This is a genomic window from Halopseudomonas sabulinigri, from assembly GCF_900105255.1.
Lineage (GTDB): Bacteria > Pseudomonadota > Gammaproteobacteria > Pseudomonadales > Pseudomonadaceae > Halopseudomonas > Halopseudomonas sabulinigri.
The window spans coordinates 637,676-655,843 of record NZ_LT629763.1 but is presented as its reverse complement, the minus strand read 5'-3'; the positions used below and the strand labels follow the sequence as shown (position 1 = coordinate 655,843).

Here is an 18,168-nt window from a genome sequence, read left to right as displayed (position 1 = left end):
CCTGCACAGCCCGGCTTGGTTACACCTGGCGCAGCGCACCGGGTGTCAGATGGTTATCCCAGTGCACGGCATAATCACCGTGCGGCTGGGCCTGATCGCTTTCAGCATCCAGCAGGTACAACCCGCCCATACCGGACGACACCAGAAACCCGCTGTTACCGTAGGGCAGGGCGCCGGCCACATCCTGTACCGCAATACGTTGCACCAGCTCACCGGTGTGATGATTGATGATCACCGCACGGTGCCCACGCGGCGCGGTGATCACCGTATAAGGGCTGGTAGGGCTGATGGCGATACTGGCGGTGTAGTTCTTCAGCCCCATGACATCTTCCAGCGGCAGCTCCAGCTCGCTGAACTGCATGTCGCGGGTATCCAGTTTGGCAATCAGCGGCGGCGTGTCCCATTCCGGGCCTTCGTACTGATAACCCGCGATCACGATGCCCTCGGGGCTGACATCCAGGTGGCGACAGCTCAGTTGATGGTGCGAGGGCGCAAAACGCTGGGTGATCTGGCCATCATGACGGTTCATCAACAGCAGCGCCGGCTGCATGCTGGCGATATTCAACTTGAGACGGTCGTAATCCGGGTGGGTTTCTATGCCACCCAGCGCGATCACCAGGGTTTCGCCATCGGGATGCAGGCGCAATTCATGCGGGCCGATGCCGTGCAGCGGGTAGTCCTGCAGCGCTCGGTAGCCGTTCATCGCGTCATACACGCGAATCAGCCCGGCGGCGTCGCTGTAGCGATTCATGGTGACGTACAGGTAACGGGCATCCGGGCTATATACGCCGTGGCCATAAAAGTGAAAGCCTTCACCGGCGTCAATGCTGTGCGCCAGAGCGCCGCGACGGGTGTCGATGACGTGCATTTGGCGGCCAGGCCGGCGCGCAAATATGACCACGTGATCGCCATGGGGCTGTGGGCAGCCACCGTGGCAACGCTCACTGACTGGCACCATAAAGGCCTGCTCGCCCGACTGGGTCACCGCGGTGATGTAATGCTGGCCATGGTCATCGTCAACCGCGCTGAGCAGTTGCAGCGGCGCAGGCTGCCGGCCTAGCTGTCGGCCGGCACAACCGGACAGGCCGATGACTGCGGCGCCAGTCAAACCGGCCCTCAACAGTTGCCGACGGTTCAACATGCTTCAGTCTCCATCACTGGAGTTGAAGCCGCGCACCACACTCAGCGCCGCAGAGACCGGGCCGGTTAGCATGGCCTTGGTGGCATTGAGGTCATCCAGCAGTGCCTTGAGGCTTTTCTGACCTTCTTCGGTGGCCATCAACGGAGCAATGTCGGCGGGCAACTGATCAAAGTGCGCGAGGGTTTTATTCAACTGTTGATTAAACTGCTCGGCCAGCGCCGCGCTGTCGTTTTCCGCAAGTAGCAGATTGAGCCCCGGGACAAAGTAGTCCGACAACCCCTTGAGCGACGCGTGCAACGTGTTCAGTGACTGGCCGCTGCGCCAGGCATCAGCGACATAAGGATTGGGCTTGCCGTTACCACGTGCACCGATGGGCCCGGCAAGGCGCCAGTCTGCCATCAGCTCCAGCGACTGCATGGCGGATTGCAAGGTGCCGTTATCGTAATCTGCCACGCTCAGGTAGCGCTCTTCCAGCGCGGCCCAGTCAGCGCTCAGGCTGTCGGCATTGCTGTCCAGATTGCTGCTGATGGCGCTGAGCAGGGCGCAGCTGCGCTCGGCGGGCAGTGCCTTGTCGGTCGCGGTGATACGCTCGTCATACAGCAGATATTCAGCCGCCGGAAAGCCCTGCACAGCCACACTGTCCTTGGCGATGGCCTCAGCGCTGATCGCCTTGTCGCTGTTCAGCCAGTAGTCCACCTTGCTGGCGGTCAGGTTCTTGGGGTCTGGCCAGAACTGAAACTTCCAGGCGCGGGTGTTTTCTTCGATCGGGCCAAAGCCGACAAAACGCACCGCCTGCCAGGCACTGAAAGCTGCCAACCACTGTTCCTTGAGTTGCAGCAGACTCGCCGGCGAGGGCGTTTGGCAATAGTCGGTGGCAGTGCTTTCAAACTGCGCAGTGGCGGTGGCCAACTGGCTGTAACCGTGCGCGATTTGTGCATGCCAGGCTGCGCGTGGCGTTTCTGCCTGGGCAGTACCGGCAAGGCCCAGTGCCAGCAGGGCGCTGCAACCGAAACGATGGAAAGATGTCATTGGGTTTATCTCGCTCAAAGGGAGTTGAGAAAACGCTGCAGCGCAGCGCGCTCAGGCGCGGGCAACAGCCGGTATTGATCAGCGGCAGCCTGTGCTTCACCACCATGCCAGAGCACAGCCTCTTCCAGCGTACGGGCGCGACCGTCGTGCAGGAACCCGGCGCTGGGATTAACCTGTTGGGCCAGACCCATGCCCCATAACGGCGGTGTGCGCCACTCGTTGCCATCGGCCAGAAACTCGTCCCGCCCGTCGGCCAGACCCGGGCCCATGTCGTGCAGCAGCAGATCGGAATAGGGCCAGATGACCTGTTCGCTCAAATCGTCGCGCTCGACTTTGGCGGTGGTATAGGTTGGCGTATGACAACCGGCGCAATTGAGCTGATTGAATAGTTCGGCACCGCGCTGCACCTCCGCACTGTCCATATCGCGCCGGGTAGGTACCGCCAGGCTGGCTGAGTAGAAGGCGATGAAGTTGGCAACCTTGTCGCTGACTTCATGCTCACCACCGTTCGGGAAGGCATCGCATTGCTGCTCGGGGGTACAGTCGGTTTGCGGGCTAAGGGCCGAGGTCAGGCCCATATCACCGGCAAAGGCACCCATGGCCTGTTGCAGGATATTGGGCTCTGCGGCTTTCCAGCCAAAACGCCCGAGCACCGTGCTTTCAGTGGCCTTGTCCCACACGCGATTGGCTCGGCCGGAGATACCGTCACCGTTGCTGTCGTCGGGATCTGCATGGCGCAGGATATCAGCCTCGGCAATGGATTCGAGCAGCCCGAGACCTATCATCGGTGGGGCTACGCGGGGCGAAATCAGCAGGTTATCCGGCAGCGGGCCGTAATTCGGCGATTCGATATGGTAAATCGGCTGCCGCAAGCTGACCTTGCTACCGTCGGCCAGCGTCTGCTCCAGCGGTTGCCACTCGACCACCATACTGGCTTCAGGCTGCATACCGGGTATGGCGGAGGTCTGCAGCTGACTGCCATAGACCGGCGCGGGTACAAAGCCATGACGTTTGAGTATTTCGGCGTCCCGTTGTGGGTCTGCCGGTACAGCAAGGCGCAGGAACAGGGATACTGAAGGCTCGTCGACAGAGGGCGGCGCATGTCCGCGGCCGTCCTTGATGTGACAGCCCTGACAGGAGTTGGTATTGAACAGCGGTCCGAGGCCATCGCGGGCATCGGTGCTGGACGGCGCGACCACCCAGGGATTACGGAAGAAGCTGTTACCAACGCTGAAGTCCAGGCGCTTGGTGATTGGCAGGTTGCCTTGCGGTAGGGAAAACGCGTTGTGGTCGTGCTGCTTCACACTGCCGGCACCGCCGGTCATGGGGGTCGTCTGAATCGGGTAGTCAGCTTGCGCCGCGAAGAGCGCATCCGCACCCAGCGTCAGGGGTAACAGCAGCGCTTGAAACAGGGTAGAGCAACGAAAAGAGGGGCGAGACATAAAAACGTTTTTACCGTGTCAGAGGGAGTTACTGCGGCCAGTAATCATACTCACTCAAAAAAGCCGGTGGTAGGGGATGCTCCCATACCACCGGCTTTTATTGTGCCGCCATTTGGCCGTTAGAAATTATGGCCGGCGTCGTCGGGCTGCAGTGAGTCTACACCCACGGTGGCGGCAACCTTCTCGATCGAGCCGGTTTGCGCTACCAGGGCGTTGATGGCGTTGTTGATGGTTTGCGCACCCTCGGCGTTGTCGGGGGCAATCATCATGTCGAACTTGACCGGGTTTTCGCTGGCTTCGGCCTGGCTCTTAATCTCGCCGAGTGCGGCCATGCTGGCTTCCAGCTCGCCGGTCAGCTGCTTGTCGAGCTCAGCATCGCTGGCAGCGACCAGATCGGACAGCGATGCGCCACTCACCTCAGTGCCGTCAACACGCTGATAAGTGCCGGTGTAAACGTTCTGGATACCCTTGGCGTTGTAATAGTGCGAGTTGTGGGTGTTGTCGCTGAAGCAGTCGTGCTCGTCTTCATAGGAGTTGGCTTCCAGTGCGACCTTCATGCGCTCACCGGCCAGTTCGCCAAGCGACAGCGAGCCCATGCCGAACAGCATTTTCTGGTACGCAGCCTGCGGCTCCATGGCAACCAATTCAGCGCGGTAGTTGCCCTCGGTATCGGCGGTCCATTGGCCGACCATCCACTCCAGATCGGTTACCAGCAGGTCGGTCACGGCATCGAGATAGGCTGCGCGGCGATCACAATGGCCATTGGTGCAGTCTTCGCCCTGGGCGTAGTCAGTTGCCGGACGTTCACCGGCACCTGCCGCAAAGCCGTTCAGGTCCTGGCCCCAGAGCAGAAACTCGATGGCGTGATAACCAGTGGCAACGTTGGCTTCGGAGCCGCCGACTTCATTCAGGCTGGCGAGCAGCTCGGGCGTCAGGGTGCTCAGGTCCATGGTTTCGCCGCCAATGGTCAGCTCGGTGCTGGCGATGATGTTGGCGTTGGCACCATCGTTACCCAGCGCGTGCTGGTAACCGTCGGCCTTGACGTAGTCGATGAGGCCTTCGTCCAGCGGCCAGGCGTTGAGTTGACCTTCCCAGTCGTCGACCACGACATTGCCAAAGCGGAAGACTTCAGACTGCTGGTAGGGCACGCGTGCGGCGAGCCAGGCCTGCTTGGCGGCTTCGAGCGTTTCAGTGCTGGGGTTGGCGATCAGTGCATCGGTGGCAGCGTCCAGCGCCTTGGCGGTAGTGAGCGCGTCCTCGAAGGTGGCGTGTGCCAGATCCGCGTAGTGGCTGACCACCGCGCTCGGCTGAACGGCGTCGTTGCTGGCCTCTGCCGCCGGCGCTGTCTCGGCTACTTCCGCGGGGGCCGGAGCAGTGGTTTCAGGCGCGGCTGATTGCGCAGCCTTATCTTCATCGCTGCACGCCGTCAGCAGAAAAGTGGTGGATATTGCCAGCGCAAGCGCCTGCAGAGGAAAACGTGCAGCCATGGAGGACTCCCTGTTTTAATAGTTGCTTCAAATTAATGATACTGATTTGCATTTGTGATTATAAGCAGCGCCACACATATTGCAATCGACGCAGGCCAGTTCCGGCAATTGCGTCTGAACCCAAGGCAAACATCGCTGTCTCTCATAGCGAGGACGTAAATTCGTTAACAGGAGAACGCAATGTCTAACAGTCACGTTTACAAGAAAGTCGAATTGGCAGGTTCATCTACCAAAAGCATCGAGGATGCGATCGAAGGCGCCATTGCGGAGTGCAGCAAGAGCATCAAGAATGTGGAGTGGTTCGAGGTAGTGGAAACCCGCGGCCATGTGACCGACGGCAAGGTCGCCCACTATCAGGTGGTACTGAAAGTGGGCTTCCGCATTGAAAGCAATTAATTGCTTCGGGTGATCTGAAGATTCCCCGTCAGCTGGCCTTGTTTGCCAGGGTGAGCGCAATAGCGCCATCCGCGGCAGCGGCCAGCTCTTCGCCTTTATGTACAAAATGACGCTTGTAGTAGGTCTGATGCTCCGCGTGCTCATGGAAGTGGTGCGGCGTCAGCACCGCAGTCAATACCGGCACTTCTGTTTCCAGCTGCACCTGCATCAAACCTGAAATTACCGCGTTGGCCACAAAGTCGTGGCGGTAAATCCCACCATCTACCACCAGGCCACTGCAGGCAATCGCCGCATAGCGCCCCGTCTTGGCCAATAGCTTGGCCTGTAGGGGTATTTCGTAGGCGCCGGGCACCGCGATCACATCGATCAGTGCCGGATCGTAACCGCGTTCCTGCCACTGGGTCTTGAACCCTGCAAGACATTGCAGAACGATCTCTGCGTGCCATGAGGCGTGAATAAAGGCGACGCGCTGGCTGGCGCGATTAAAGGTCGTATTCGTCGAGCTCTGATTCATCAGTTACTTCCTGGACAAAGGTGAATCAGGGCGAACGGGCAGGGCGAGGCCAGGCAAGTTATCGCAAGGCGCAGGCAACTGACGCGTTCTCTCTTATCCGGACTATCACCGTCGGCTCTGGAGTCTCACCAGATCTGCTGACCTCCAGGCATTTACCGCCTTGCCAGAGCGCTCGCGGGCTGGGGAGCTGGGTCCCATCACCGCCGGTGGGGAGTTGCACCCCGCCCCGAGAACGAAGCTGTTTTACACAGCGGGCAGCAATATAAGGGTTATCCCAACGGGCGTCAAAACGCTGTGCGGCTTAAAGCCGGGCCTAGGTCTGCCGATATACTGTTGTGATCATCTCGAGGTTGTCATGCGCATAGACACGCTTGCGGCAGTGCCCGCCACCGCAATAACGCTCGCTGAGCCGACCGACTCGGTCAAGGCGGCACAGGCTGACCTGAAGGAAATCGGGCAGGGCATCAAGGTGACGTTATCGGAGCAGGCGCAAGCCAAGTCTGCCGCCAGCCAGCGAGAGCAGGACGTGGACGACAGTGGCCTGCCTGACCATATAAAAGAGCTGATCAAGCATATACGCGAGCTCAAGGCGCAAATAGCCGAGAAACAGGCCGAGCTGGCAGCACTGCAGCAAGCCAACGCCGATCCGGCGCAATTGCAGAAGCTGCAGCAGCAGTTGAGCAGCCTGATGAGCGCGCTGACCAGCGCTTATGCCAGCCTGGCCAAGGCGCTGAAAGATGGCACTCTGAGCGACGAGCAGAAGATGACGGCACTGCAACTCAGTAACGGCTAAGATTGTCTCGATAGCTATCTTAGCGCCAGGGTCTAGACTGGTTATATCAGGGACGCAAACGACCGCCGATGGCCATGGCTACTTCCATACCACTTTTATCTTTGATAACCGACCGAGCCGCACGCAGCCTCCGTGCTGTGCCGAGTCTTGCGCTGTGCGTACTGCTGAGCGCCTGCGCGGCGCCACAGCCGCTGATGTTGATGCCTTCGCCAATTATCTATCAGGATGGTCTGATCGACCCTTTTGCGCACCTGGAAGAAACTCACCGGGTCCCGCGCATGTCGATTTTCTATGCCACCAATCGCGCGCCGGAGATTGACCACGACGGCCTTGGCTATGGCAATGGGATCACCGACCAGCTGCATTTGGGCCAGGCGGTGGTCCAGTTGGGTGACGAGAACACCGAGTGGCGCGACCTGTATGAGGCCTCGCTCACCGATCAAACCGGTCTCTTGCTGCCGCTGGCGTTACATTCGGTCACCCAACAGGCTCGACTGCCTCTCACGCCAGCCGAGCCGGCAGACGCATTGGCGGCAGAAGCCAAAGCCTACTTTGCTGCGATAAACGTAGAACTGGCGGTAGCGCAGGATCGCGAGATTCTGGTGTATGTGCATGGCACCAAGGTTGGCTTTGTCAACTCCGCCGCGCTGACCGCCGAGATAGATCACTTTTCCGGGCGCGATTACGTCGGCCTTGCTTTCGCGTGGCCCTCGCACCAGAACATATTGCGCTATCTCGTTCGTCAGGATGTACACCGCGCGCAGGATTCCAGTCAGGCATTGGCTAATCTGCTGCAGTTGCTTGCCCAACATACCGATGCCGAACGTATCAATGTACTGGCGTACAGCGCCGGTGCTCGGGTGACATCCAAGGCGCTGGATGAACTGCGCCAGCTCTATGCAGACGACAGCAACTATCAGCTCAAACGCCGGTTGCGCATCGGCACCGTGGTGTTTGCCGCGGCCGATGTGGAGCTGGACAGTTTTCTTCAGCGTCTGGGCAGCGTCAGCGACGTGGCGGGGCAGGTGGTCATCACCGTAAGTGATGACGACAACGCCCTCATCGCTGCGCGCCACTACATGGGCGGCGGCAACCGTGCCGGTGAAGCACAGGCCGAGAGCGCGGAGCAGTTTTTCATTCTTGAGCACCACATCACCAATATCGAAATTATTGACGTGTCGGCGGGCAAACAGGTGCGTGGGTTTGATATCCGCGGCCACCATTACTGGTATCGGCATCCCTGGATCAGCAGCGATATGGTGTTCCTGCTGCGCACCGGGCTGCGGCCGGACAGACGCGGTTTGTCTTATTCCGAGGCTGAAGGCATCTGGTATCTCGCCGAAGATTATCCCGACCAGGTGCGCCGTGCCGCCCAGGCCGAAATGGTAGGGAAGTGGTAACCACGGTGACGGCCGCCGACGCCCTGCAACAGTGTGTTGCCCGCAGAGCAACAGATTATTTCGACTATTCTCGAACAAATATGCGTTAATACCTGGTCTTGATTCTCGAAGTACCGGAGCCAGCATGTCTGCACTGCCCCCGCGCCATCAGCCCATTACCGCCAGCATGACCTTCTTTCTGGCGTTGTGCTGTGGGTTGATCGTCGCCAACCTGTATTACTCGCAGCCGCTGGCAGGGCCGATCAGTCAGGCGCTGTCGATGTCTGCGGGGTCAGCAGGGCTGATTGTGACCCTGACACAGATTGGCTATGTCATCGGTTTGCTGTTGGTAGTGCCACTGGCGGATCTGCTGGAAAACCGCCGGTTGATACTCAGCATGGTCGGGTTGTCGATTATCGCCGTACTGATCGCAGCCGTTGCCGAAAGCGCGCTGGTGTTTCTCGCCGCCTCCTTGCTGATCGGGCTCGGCGCGGTAGCGGTGCAGGTGATAGTGCCGCTCGCGGCGCATCTGGCCAGCGAGGACAAGCGCGGCGAGGTAGTTGGTAACGTCATGAGCGGCCTGATGTTCGGCATCATGCTCGCGCGACCGGTGTCCAGCTTGATTACCGACCTGTTTGGCTGGCATGCGGTATTTGTATTTTCTGCGCTGGTCATGTTGCTGCTGGGCGTGGCCATCAGAGTGTTGCTGCCGCCGCGTCAGCCCCTGGCGCGCCTGAGCTATGGTCGTTTGCTGGCATCCATGGGCAGCCTGGCGCTGCACACCCCGCTGCTCCAGCGCCGAGCCTTTTACCAGGCGATGATGTTCGGCGCCTTCAGCCTGTTCTGGACCACCGCGCCGTTACTGCTGGCGAGCCCCGCGTTTGGCATGTCGCAGTCCGGCATTGCTCTGTTCGCGCTGGCCGGCGTCGCTGGCGCAGTGTCGGCTCCTCTTGCCGGGCGCGTGGCAGATGCCGGCAAAACTCGGGTGGCCACTGTATTTGCCATGGTGTTGGCAATCCTGTCGTTTGGCATAACTCTGGTGCTGCCGCTGGGTTCTACGTTCTCACTGGTGGCATTGGTGGCTGCGGCGATACTGCTGGACTTTGGCGTCTCGGGCAACGTGGTCCTGGGGCAGCGAGCTATTTACGGGCTCAGCGCCGAGCTGCGCAGCCGCTTGAACGGCCTGTATATGGCGACCTTCTTTGTCGGTGGTGCCGTGGGCAGCGCGGTGGGCGTTTGGGGTTACGCTCATGGTGGCTGGCTGACCGCCGCGTTGCTGGGTAGCGCCATGCCGGCGCTGTCACTCTTGGTGCTCTGTTGTGTAGAGCCGAAAGAGCAGGCTGCAACCGGGCTGCCAGCCTCGTCGGACTGAATCAGCACTCAGCGCGGCAACAGCCGTATTTTGCCGATGAGGCTGGCAATGTCGGATTTGTCGGGCACCGCAAGAAAGTCGGCGCGCTGATACGCCGGGGCAGGGTAGGTGTAATACCCCGAGCCAGACTGCAGCCCAAGCTGCCCGCGATCCAGAAAATGCGCCTTGATGTAACTGGCGTTGCGCTGCATTTGCTCGTCGTTCAGCTCAGTGCCCCAATGCTGGAGTATGTCGTAACAGGTTTTCATGCCGACGACATCCATGATGCCGCACGGCCCCATGGCGCAGCCGCGGTTGACAATCATGTAGGTGCGATCGACGATCTCAGGCGTGGCCACGCCATTGGTGATCAGCGTCTGCGCAGCCTGCAGCAGGGCTACCAGCCAGGTGTTGAGCACATAGCCGTTCTGCTCTTTGCTGACCGGAATCGGCACCATGCCGATGTCGATGGCAAACTCGGTGACGGCGCTCAGAGTCTCGTCGCTGGTGCCTTCATGGGCCATTATTTCGGCCAGGTTCATGTGCCAGATCATGTTGGCAAAATGCAGCGCGCAGTAGCGGTCAGGGCGACCTGTCGCGGCAGCGAAGTCCCGCGGCAACAAGGTCGAGCTATTGGTAGCCAGCAGCGTGTGCGCTTGCAGTAGCGGCGCCATGGCCTGATACAGGCTGGTTTTTACCGTAGGAATCTCCGGCACTGCCTCGATTACCAGGTCGGCCTGCCTGACGCCTTCGGCCAGGTCGCTGGTGTAGGTCAAGCGAGCATGGGCCTCGTTCAGACTGCGCTGGCCGGCGCCCAGGTCTTGCGCGTAAATCTGGGCATACTGCTGATGGGCTACCTTGCAGCGGTCTAGTGCGTCTTCAAAGAGGTCGTAAACCACAACCCTTTTTCCTTTGAAAGCACTGTGCCAGGCAATCTGGCCGCCAAGAACACCAGCGCCCAACACGCTGATGGAGTGCAGTGGGTGTGACATGCTTGTGTCCTCGATTATTATTTTTTCTTTTTTGCCTGGCCAACTCAGGCTGGCGCCTTTGATACGCCACGGTAGGGCGCCTGTCGATTGGGGCTATAGGGAGTAAACTCCAGAATGGCGTCTTCAATGGGCTCGTCCAGCAACATCGGAGCGTCCTGCTCGTAGGCGTTGAGCAGTCGCCAGGGCAGCGCGGCACCCTGGCGCGGCAGCACCGCATCGGCGCGCTGCACGTAACCCGATTGCAGTGCCCCCATCATTGACTCAGACAGGGCATTGCCCGCGCGATCGCGCGGGCGTACTTCGGCCAGGCCGGTCGCATTCAGATGGTTGAGCAGCCGGCAGACGTAGCGCGCGGCAATATCGGCTTTCAGCGTCCAGGGCGCGTTGGTGTAGCCAAAAATCCAGGCCATATTGGGTACACCTTCCATCAGTACCCCCTTGTAGGTCATACGTTCATTGACCTTGCAGGGCACACCATCGAGTGTCAGCTGGGTGCCGCCAAGCACCTGCAGTTGCAGGCCGGTTGCGGTAATGACGATGTCGGCCGCCAGTTCCTGACCTGAGGCCAGACGAATGCCGTGCTCGGTAAATTCAGCAATCTGGTCGGTGACAACCGAGGCTTTACCGCTGTTGATGGCGTTGAACAGGTCACCATCCGGGACGGCGCACAGGCGCTGATCCCAGGGCATGTAACTGGGAGTGAAGTGGGGCATCAGGCTTTGGTCGTCGAGCTGTTTGCTGACGCCTCGGAGTAACAGCTTGCGGGTCTGTTCCGGCCAGCGTTTGGCCGCCCGATAAATCCAGCGCTGGATGGCAATGTTGCGCCGCCGGGCCAACCGGTAAGCCCAGCTTTTGGGCAATAGCTTGCTGAGAACGCCTGTCAGACTGTCATACGCAGGCACCGACATGATGTAGGACGGCGAACGCTGCAGCATGGTGATGTGCGCCACCGCGTCGGCCATGGCCGGTACCAGCGTGACGGCCGTGGCGCCGCTGCCAATCACCACCACGCGCTTGCCTTGGTAATCGAGATCCTCGGGCCATTGCTGGGGATGAATGCAGCGCCCGCGAAAACGTTCAACGCCGGGGAAGTCCGGCAGGTAACCCTGCTTGTGATCGTAATAGCCAGTGCAACTGATCAGAAAGCGGCAGGTTACCTGGCGTATCTGCGCGCGACTGTCGCGGGTGGTCACCGTCCAGCGCTGGGCGGTGGAATCCCAATCGGCCTGCTGAGTTTCCTGACCGAAACGGATATGCGGCAGGATCTCATGCTCGCGCGCGGTATCGGCAATGTACTGGCGGATCGCCGGGCCATCAGCCAGGGTCTGCAGCGCATGCCAGGGACGAAAGGCGTAGCCGAAGCTGAACATGTCGGAATCAGAGCGGATACCCGGGTAGCGAAACAGATCCCAGGTGCCGCCAATGGCTTCCCGGCGCTCCAGTATCAGGTAGCTGTGGCCAGGGCATTCGCGGGTCAGGTGGCAGGCCGTACCGATGCCGGAGAGGCCGGCACCGATGATAATCACATCATGGTGTTCCATAGACTTCAGCGCCTTCTATTTTTATTTTGGCTTAGAAGACTATAGAACGCGCTGGCTTATTTTGCGCAGCCTGCCATCACCAGCGACTGGCAGGCTGCGCCATCCGTTGAGCACTAGCGGGCAGGCCGCTACGCCTGACCACGCGCCGGCTGCCGGCGCGGCCCCAGCAGAGCCACCGCCACACTGACCAGCGCCGAGGCCGCCAACGCACCAGCGAACGGACCAAGGCTGGGCACACCGCCGGGGAAGCTGGCCATCAGGATGCCCTGTAGCGCGCTGCCGCTGCTGAACCAGCCGGGCAGAACCGCGCCCAGCAAGCCCGCCAGCGCACCGGCGATGGCCGCGCCCGGCGTCATCCGCGACCACAGCCCGAGGAGCACCGGAACCACCGCGGTAGCGCACAGCAGGTCCGCAATCAGGAACAGTCGCAGTACTGAAATGCCCTGCAGCGCGATGACCACCACCGGTACCATCAACAACACGGTAAACCAGCGCGCAGCTGGCAGGCTGAGCCCCTGTTTTTCAGTGACCGCCAGCGAGGCAATCGCGTTCTGCAGGGTATCCACCGAAGAGGCCACCAGCGTCATCGCCAACAGCAGGGCAGGGAGGCTCAACCAAGAGGGCGCGTCCTTGAGCATGGCAAAGAACGGGATAGGCGGCGAGCCAATATCCGCGCCGCTCATGGCCGTGAGTATGGCCAGGCCACCGACGACCGCCACCACCAGCACGGTGGTAACGCCGCCCAGCATGGCTCCCTTACCCAGCGCGCGGCCGTCCTCGGCCGCCCATACCCGTTGCCAATAGCCTTGATGGAACAGGTTGGCTGCGGTCACGGCGATCACCAGCGTCAGCGCAACCCCCAGGGCAGCGCCGGCCGGTATGCCGGGTAGCGCGGTGGCGGTATCGATATGTGGCAAGCGCTGCAAGGCCACGCCACCCACCAGCAACAACAAGCCAAGCAGCAGCCAGGCCTGCCAGCGGTCGGTCACCAGACTGGCCCGCAAGCCACCCCAGACGGTGTAGATCAGCGTAGCTACAGCGACCCCGACGATCACCACGGCCGGGTTGAGCGCCGACAGCATGCCGGTAATGGCGCCAATGGCGGTCAGCTCGGCAATCAGAAAACAGCTCATGTACAGCAGGGAGATGAGCGCCACCCAACGGCGCACGCCGGTGCCGAAGCAGGCCTGCGCAAACTCGCCAATGCTACGACCTTCCGGCAGCGCGCGGCGAATCGCCGGCCCGCAAAAGGCAAAGACGATAAAGGGCAGGGCCGCGCCGACCGCATAGCCGGCCAGCGCGATAGGGCCGACCAGCGCGCCCACCTCGGGTGGGGCAAAGAGAATCCAGCCACCCATGCCGGAGGCCAGAAACGACAGCCCCAGCGCCTGAGCGCCTTGGCTGTTACGCGCGGTAATGTAATCGTCCATGCCGCTATCAGGTTGACGCGCCTGGAGGCCGACCCAGACAAACAACAACAACGCTGCCGCTACGGCAGCCAAACTGAGATACCACATGTCGCGCTTCCTCCGCCGGTATTATCCGGATCAGGTTCCAGGGTTTGGCGCTCGCTAGAGCAGCGGATTCTCAGCTCTGCGCAGAGCGTGACTCTGGCAGAACTCCCCTGGCGACGAATTGATTGGGAATTGATTAGCTGTAAAGCGGCAACATAATGTCATATAACAGCGAGCAGGCGCATGCAGTCGACTAAAATCTGACTTTAAGCTGGCCGTTTGCATGGCCGATAATACGGAAATGTAATGCGCGCAGCGCAGCGCCCTTTGAGCGTTGAGCCACGCCATGCCACCCCAGCAGCGTCAGGTGCCCGATGCCATTCAACGTTACCCCAGGTGAAGAGTCCGAAGCGATTGGCCAGGAGGCCGTAAACACCGTGCTCGACAGCCTTGATGCACTGGTTTACGTCTCCGACATGCAGACGCACGAGCTGATCTTTCTCAACGCCTACGGGCGGCAACACTGGGGCGTACCGAACAAACGAAAATGTTGGGAGGTACTGCAGCAGGGGCAGACCGGGCCTTGCAGCTTTTGTACTAACAACCGCTTGCTCAACGCCGATGGCACAGCGGCCAGCGTACACATCTGGGAGTTTCGCAATACGGTGACCCAGCGCTGGTACCAATGTCGCGATCAGGCGATTCGATGGCCGGATGGCCGGATGGTACGTATCGAAATCGCTACCGACATCTCCGAACTGAAAGACGCCCAGGCCGAGCTGAAGGCCGCCAAGCGACTGGCCGAGGAGCTGGCCCATCAGGATGAACTGACCGGCCTGTGCAATCGCCGAGCGTTTATCGCCGCCGGCCAGCGCGCGATTGATCAAGCCCAGCGCCTGGGGCATTCGCTGGCGCTGATCGTGTTTGATGCCGACCACTTCAAAAGCATCAACGATCGCCATGGGCACGCCGCCGGTGACCTGGTGCTGCAGCAACTTGCCAGGGTAGCCAGCGACCAGGTTCGCGCTGGCGACATACTGGCGCGCATCGGCGGTGAGGAGTTTGCGCTGCTGCTGCCGGGCGCCGATGCCAGCGCCGCCTGCCAGATGGCCGAACGCTTGCGCCAGGCCATCGAACAGCTGAGTACTGAGTATCTGGGAGTCAGCATCGGGGTTACCTGCAGTTTTGGGGTAACCGTCTCAGATAACGGCCGTACCAGCCTGGAACAGCTTATGTCGCAGGCAGACAGGGCTGCCTATCAAGCAAAAGGTCTGCGGCGCAATTGCGTCGAACTACTTTCACCGCCTGCGTGTTAACCTCGGTTTTTTGGACGGATCCGCTGCCATGACGCTTGTACTGCCTGATTGTATACGCCACTCCCGCAAACAAGCCGGCAAGGCGTTTATCGACATCGCCCATCCTGCGGTGAGCGCGCGCATCGCACTCGAAGGCGCACACCTGCTGCAATGCACACCCAGCGGCCAGGCGCCGATGCTGTGGGTCAGCCCGGACGACCCGCAACTACCGGGCAAATCGCTGCGCGGCGGCATCCCGCTGTGCTGGCCCTGGTTTGGTGGCGATCGACCACAGAGCGCCCACGGGATAGCGCGCCGCGCGCCGTGGCAGCTCAGCGCGGCAGAACAGGACGCAGAGGGCGTCTATCTGCGCTTCGAGCTACCCGCTGACTGCATCGCCGAGCAACTGCCCGGCGAGCCTTGGCAGGTACATGTCGAATATCGTCTTGGCGCGGCAATCGAGGTGCAGCTGACTACCCGTAACCTTGGCGAGCAGCCGATGAAGCTGAGCCAGGCCCTGCATACCTATTTGCCCGTCACGGCGATTCAGCAGGCCCGCATCAGCGGTTTGGACGGTGCTGCCTATATCGACGCGCTGGATGACTGGACGCACAAAACGCAGGCTGGCGACATCGAGTTTACCGGCGAGTTGGACCGCATCTATTACGGCACTTCCGCCGCAGTGCAACTGCACGATGCCGCGCACCCGGTGGTGGTAGAACGCCAAGGCAGTGAATCGGTCGTGGTATGGAACCCGTGGCAGGCTAAAAGCCTGCGCTTGAGCGAGTTTCCGGCTAACGGTTATCTCGGCATGCTCTGCATCGAAGCGGCCAATGCGGGGCCAGATGCCCGACTGCTGCAACCCGGCGAAAGCCACACGCTGGGCACGCGGATTCGCCCCGCAAACCCGGCAGCTGCACGCGTTATCACGCAGGACTCCGTTCAGTAAAAAACAAGGCCGTTATCGATGCGCAGCAAGCAGCACAACAAAAACCCGAAACAATCTGGGGCAGGCGATGCGCCGCCCACACCCGCAAAAACCAGCCGCAAAGGCCTATGGTCCCTGGCGTTGGCAGTGCTACTGCTGATGCTGGCGGTCGCTGGCTGGTGGTGGTCCCAGCAGCCAGCGGCACCCGCTGCTCGTCCAGCGCCGGTTGCCGCGCCTGACAACCCGCCACCGACGGCGGTCGCAACAGCAGAAAAATCAGCGCCTGTAACGCCGCCAGAAACAGCGTTCGCGACTGCAGAGTTTGTCGGCATGGAAAACTGCGTCGGCTGTCACGCCGAGCAGGCCGAACGTTTCACCGGCTCGCACCATGATCTGGCCATGCAGGAGAGCACCGAGAGCACCGTCTTGGGTGATTTCGACGATGTGGTGTTTGAGTTCGGCGGCGTAACCACCAGGTTCTTTCGTCGCGATGGCGACTTCATGGTCAATACCGCTGATGATCAGGGCCAGTATCACGATTACCTCGCGCGCTACACCTTTGGCGTCTTCCCGCTGCAGCAATACCTGCTGGCGTTACCCGGCGGACGTTATCAGGCTTTCAGCGTCGCTTGGGACGCACGGCCGAAGGAGGAGGGCGGTCAGCGCTGGTTTCAGCTGAACCCTGAATTCAACGGTGATGAGCCGGACAAGGCGTTTCACTGGACCGGGCGCAACTTCAACTGGAACCTGACCTGTGCCGAGTGTCACTCCACCAACCTGCAGCGCAATTATGATCCGGCAAGCAACAGCTACGACACGCAATGGGACGATATCGATGTAGCCTGTGAGTCCTGCCACGGCCCCGGCTCCCTGCACCTGAAATGGGCCGCTGACCCGCAGGATATAAGTCCTGAGCTACTCGGCAAGAAAGGCCTCACGCTGAACTTTGACGAACGCCGTGAAGCCATCTGGCAACACAACCCACAGACTGGACAACCTGAGCGCAGTGTGGCGAAAACCACCGAAACCGAAATTCAGGCCTGCGCCGCCTGCCACTCGCGGCGCGCGCAGATCTTTGATGACAACACTCCCGCGCAACAACTGGTAGAAAGCTTCCTGCTGTCGAATCTCGACCAGGGGCTGTATCACGCCGATGGCCAAATTCAGGATGAGGTCTTTGTGCACGGCTCTTTTGTGCAGAGCAAGATGTATGCGGCGGGCGTTACCTGTAGCGATTGCCACGACCCGCATAGCCTGGAGCTGCGCGCGCCAGGTAACGGCGTGTGCCTGCAATGCCATGCGGCGGATCAATATCAGACGCCCAAGCACCACTTCCATGCAACCTCGGCTGGCTCGCAATGCGTGGATTGCCACATGCCGGCAACCACCTACATGGGCGTCGACCCACGGCGCGACCACAGCCTGCGCATACCGCGCCCTGATCAAACCCTGAGCCTGGGTGTACCCAACGCGTGCAACAGCTGCCACCAAGACCAGAGCGCACAGTGGGCCGCCGATCATGTGCAGCAATGGTACGGCCATGTACCGCAGGGCCATCAGCAGTTTGCGCAGACCCTGCACGATGCACGCAACGGTTCGCAGCAGTCGCCGGATGACCTGCTCGCCTTGCTGACCAATCAAAGCCAGCCGGTAATCGCCCGCGCCACCGCTGCCAGCCTGTTGCAGAGCTGGCCGCAGCCAGAGGTGATCGGTGATGTCGTCATGGCGCTGCGCGACCCCGATCCGCAACTGCGGCTTGGGGCGCTCAACGCCGTGGCACAACTGTCGCCCATCACCCGCTGGCAGATGGTCTCGCCCCTGCTGAGTGACCCGGTGCGCACCGTACGCATTGAAGCGGCAGGACAGCTGTTGGATATTCCGCCAGATCAGGTTCCGGCGGACAAACGCGCCAGCCTGGAGCAGGCGCTGGACGAATACCTCGCCGCGCAGCACGCCAATGCAGACAACCCATCTGCGCAGCTTAACCTCGCCGTTTACTATCAGAGCCGCAACCAGTTGGCGCTGGCGGAACAGGCGTATGAGCGGGCGCTGCTGCTCGATCCGTATTTTGAAGCGGCCTACGTTAACCTCGCGGATCTTTACCGCGCCTCATTGCGCGACCCGGACGGCGAACGGCTGCTGACCGAAGCCTTGGAGCGCATCCCGCAGGCCGCCGCGCTGCATTTCAGCCTGGGTCTGCTGCAGGTACGCCAGAAGCAGCTGCAGCAGGCAATGGTGCCGCTTGCAAGGGCGCTAGAGTTGCAGCCAGACAATCAACGTTATCGCTACGTCTTCGCCGTGGCGCTCAACTCCGCGGGCCAGCGTGAGAAAGCCATTGCGGTGATAAACCAAGGTCTTGCGCTGGCACCCGGCAACCAACAATTGACCACCCTCAAAGCACAGCTACAGAGCAGCCCGGAGTAGGT

The 18,168-nt window shown here is 60.8% G+C and carries 15 protein-coding genes and 1 riboswitch; of the genes, 7 read left to right on the top strand and 8 right to left on the bottom strand.

Features of this window, described 5'->3' with window-relative positions:
- Nucleotides 1-19: 19 nt before the first annotated feature.
- From BLU26_RS02835 to BLU26_RS02820, 4 genes are all read right to left on the bottom strand, one after another.
- Complete coding sequence (locus BLU26_RS02835; protein ID WP_092283663.1) at nucleotides 20-1,141, bottom strand: DUF1513 domain-containing protein; 1,122 nt, start codon at nucleotides 1,139-1,141, stop codon at nucleotides 20-22.
- Nucleotides 1,142-1,144: 3 nt separating this feature from the next.
- A complete protein-coding gene (locus tag BLU26_RS02830) occupies nucleotides 1,145-2,170 on the bottom strand; it encodes an imelysin family protein (RefSeq protein WP_092283661.1) in 1,026 nt (341 codons plus the stop codon).
- A gap of 14 nt (nucleotides 2,171-2,184) precedes the next feature.
- A complete protein-coding gene (locus BLU26_RS02825; RefSeq protein WP_197674525.1) occupies nucleotides 2,185-3,612 on the bottom strand; it encodes a di-heme oxidoreductase family protein in 1,428 nt (475 codons plus the stop codon).
- Between the two features lie 119 nt (nucleotides 3,613-3,731).
- Nucleotides 3,732-5,099, bottom strand: a complete 1,368-nt coding sequence (locus BLU26_RS02820) for an imelysin family protein (RefSeq protein WP_092283659.1) — start codon at nucleotides 5,097-5,099, stop codon at nucleotides 3,732-3,734.
- A gap of 180 nt (nucleotides 5,100-5,279) precedes the next feature.
- Here BLU26_RS02820 and BLU26_RS02815 point away from each other — a divergent pair, with 180 nt between their 5' ends.
- Nucleotides 5,280-5,495 carry a dodecin gene (locus tag BLU26_RS02815; RefSeq protein WP_092283657.1) on the top strand — a complete coding sequence of 72 codons (216 nt, stop codon included), beginning with the start codon at nucleotides 5,280-5,282 and terminating at the stop codon, nucleotides 5,493-5,495.
- 28 nt (nucleotides 5,496-5,523) lie between these two features.
- On the opposite strand, the gene BLU26_RS02810 is transcribed toward BLU26_RS02815, so the two are convergent.
- Nucleotides 5,524-6,009, bottom strand: a complete 486-nt coding sequence (locus tag BLU26_RS02810; protein ID WP_092283655.1) for a 6,7-dimethyl-8-ribityllumazine synthase — start codon at nucleotides 6,007-6,009, stop codon at nucleotides 5,524-5,526.
- 81 nt (nucleotides 6,010-6,090) lie between these two features.
- Nucleotides 6,091-6,247, bottom strand: a riboswitch (FMN riboswitch).
- A 117-nt stretch (nucleotides 6,248-6,364) separates the two neighbouring features.
- Between BLU26_RS02810 and BLU26_RS02805 the strand changes: the two genes are divergently transcribed.
- From BLU26_RS02805 to BLU26_RS02795, 3 genes are all read left to right on the top strand, one after another.
- Nucleotides 6,365-6,802 carry a hypothetical protein gene (locus BLU26_RS02805; protein WP_231701998.1) on the top strand — a complete coding sequence of 146 codons (438 nt, stop codon included), beginning with the start codon at nucleotides 6,365-6,367 and terminating at the stop codon, nucleotides 6,800-6,802.
- A gap of 200 nt (nucleotides 6,803-7,002) precedes the next feature.
- Entirely contained in the window at nucleotides 7,003-8,202 is a 1,200-nt protein-coding gene (locus tag BLU26_RS02800) for an alpha/beta hydrolase (protein ID WP_157719282.1), read from the top strand.
- 124 nt (nucleotides 8,203-8,326) lie between these two features.
- Complete coding sequence (locus BLU26_RS02795) at nucleotides 8,327-9,553, top strand: MFS transporter (RefSeq protein ID WP_092283651.1); 1,227 nt, start codon at nucleotides 8,327-8,329, stop codon at nucleotides 9,551-9,553.
- Nucleotides 9,554-9,561: 8 nt separating this feature from the next.
- Here the strand turns inward: BLU26_RS02795 and BLU26_RS02790 are convergent, their stop codons facing one another.
- From BLU26_RS02790 to BLU26_RS02780, 3 genes are all read right to left on the bottom strand, one after another.
- Nucleotides 9,562-10,524, bottom strand: a complete 963-nt coding sequence (locus tag BLU26_RS02790) for a 3-hydroxyacyl-CoA dehydrogenase (protein WP_092283649.1) — start codon at nucleotides 10,522-10,524, stop codon at nucleotides 9,562-9,564.
- A 44-nt stretch (nucleotides 10,525-10,568) separates the two neighbouring features.
- A complete protein-coding gene (locus BLU26_RS02785) occupies nucleotides 10,569-12,065 on the bottom strand; it encodes a flavin-containing monooxygenase (RefSeq protein ID WP_092283647.1) in 1,497 nt (498 codons plus the stop codon).
- 128 nt (nucleotides 12,066-12,193) lie between these two features.
- A complete protein-coding gene (locus tag BLU26_RS02780) occupies nucleotides 12,194-13,582 on the bottom strand; it encodes a sodium:solute symporter family transporter (RefSeq protein WP_092283645.1) in 1,389 nt (462 codons plus the stop codon).
- A 311-nt stretch (nucleotides 13,583-13,893) separates the two neighbouring features.
- Here BLU26_RS02780 and BLU26_RS02775 point away from each other — a divergent pair, with 311 nt between their 5' ends.
- From BLU26_RS02775 to BLU26_RS02765, 3 genes are all read left to right on the top strand, one after another.
- Nucleotides 13,894-14,835: a GGDEF domain-containing protein gene (locus BLU26_RS02775; protein WP_092283643.1), complete on the top strand. Its 942-nt coding sequence runs from the start codon at nucleotides 13,894-13,896 to the stop codon at nucleotides 14,833-14,835.
- Between the two features lie 28 nt (nucleotides 14,836-14,863).
- A complete protein-coding gene (locus tag BLU26_RS02770) occupies nucleotides 14,864-15,763 on the top strand; it encodes a D-hexose-6-phosphate mutarotase (RefSeq protein ID WP_092283641.1) in 900 nt (299 codons plus the stop codon).
- Between the two features lie 309 nt (nucleotides 15,764-16,072).
- Nucleotides 16,073-18,166, top strand: a complete 2,094-nt coding sequence (locus BLU26_RS02765) for an ammonia-forming cytochrome c nitrite reductase subunit c552 (RefSeq protein WP_172830635.1) — start codon at nucleotides 16,073-16,075, stop codon at nucleotides 18,164-18,166.
- Nucleotides 18,167-18,168: the final 2 nt, after the last annotated feature.

Bases quoted from the DNA above. Each gene is read 5' to 3' on its own strand.
- BLU26_RS02825 (WP_197674525.1), bottom strand. From the start codon at position 3,612: ATGTCTCGCCCCTCTTTTCGTTGCTCTACCCTGTTTCAAGCGCTGCTG.
- BLU26_RS02800 (WP_157719282.1), top strand. From the start codon at position 7,003: ATGCCTTCGCCAATTATCTATCAGGATGGTCTGATCGACCCTTTTGCG.
- BLU26_RS02790 (WP_092283649.1), bottom strand. From the start codon at position 10,524: ATGTCACACCCACTGCACTCCATCAGCGTGTTGGGCGCTGGTGTTCTT.
- BLU26_RS02795 (WP_092283651.1), top strand. From the start codon at position 8,327: ATGTCTGCACTGCCCCCGCGCCATCAGCCCATTACCGCCAGCATGACC.
- BLU26_RS02830 (WP_092283661.1), bottom strand. From the start codon at position 2,170: ATGACATCTTTCCATCGTTTCGGTTGCAGCGCCCTGCTGGCACTGGGC.
- BLU26_RS02785 (WP_092283647.1), bottom strand. From the start codon at position 12,065: ATGGAACACCATGATGTGATTATCATCGGTGCCGGCCTCTCCGGCATC.
- BLU26_RS02770 (WP_092283641.1), top strand. From the start codon at position 14,864: ATGACGCTTGTACTGCCTGATTGTATACGCCACTCCCGCAAACAAGCC.
- BLU26_RS02780 (WP_092283645.1), bottom strand. From the start codon at position 13,582: ATGTGGTATCTCAGTTTGGCTGCCGTAGCGGCAGCGTTGTTGTTGTTT.
- BLU26_RS02815 (WP_092283657.1), top strand. From the start codon at position 5,280: ATGTCTAACAGTCACGTTTACAAGAAAGTCGAATTGGCAGGTTCATCT.
- BLU26_RS02805 (WP_231701998.1), top strand. From the start codon at position 6,365: ATGCGCATAGACACGCTTGCGGCAGTGCCCGCCACCGCAATAACGCTC.
- BLU26_RS02835 (WP_092283663.1), bottom strand. From the start codon at position 1,141: ATGTTGAACCGTCGGCAACTGTTGAGGGCCGGTTTGACTGGCGCCGCA.
- BLU26_RS02820 (WP_092283659.1), bottom strand. From the start codon at position 5,099: ATGGCTGCACGTTTTCCTCTGCAGGCGCTTGCGCTGGCAATATCCACC.
- BLU26_RS02810 (WP_092283655.1), bottom strand. From the start codon at position 6,009: ATGAATCAGAGCTCGACGAATACGACCTTTAATCGCGCCAGCCAGCGC.
- BLU26_RS02775 (WP_092283643.1), top strand. From the start codon at position 13,894: ATGCCATTCAACGTTACCCCAGGTGAAGAGTCCGAAGCGATTGGCCAG.
- BLU26_RS02765 (WP_172830635.1), top strand. From the start codon at position 16,073: ATGGAAAACTGCGTCGGCTGTCACGCCGAGCAGGCCGAACGTTTCACC.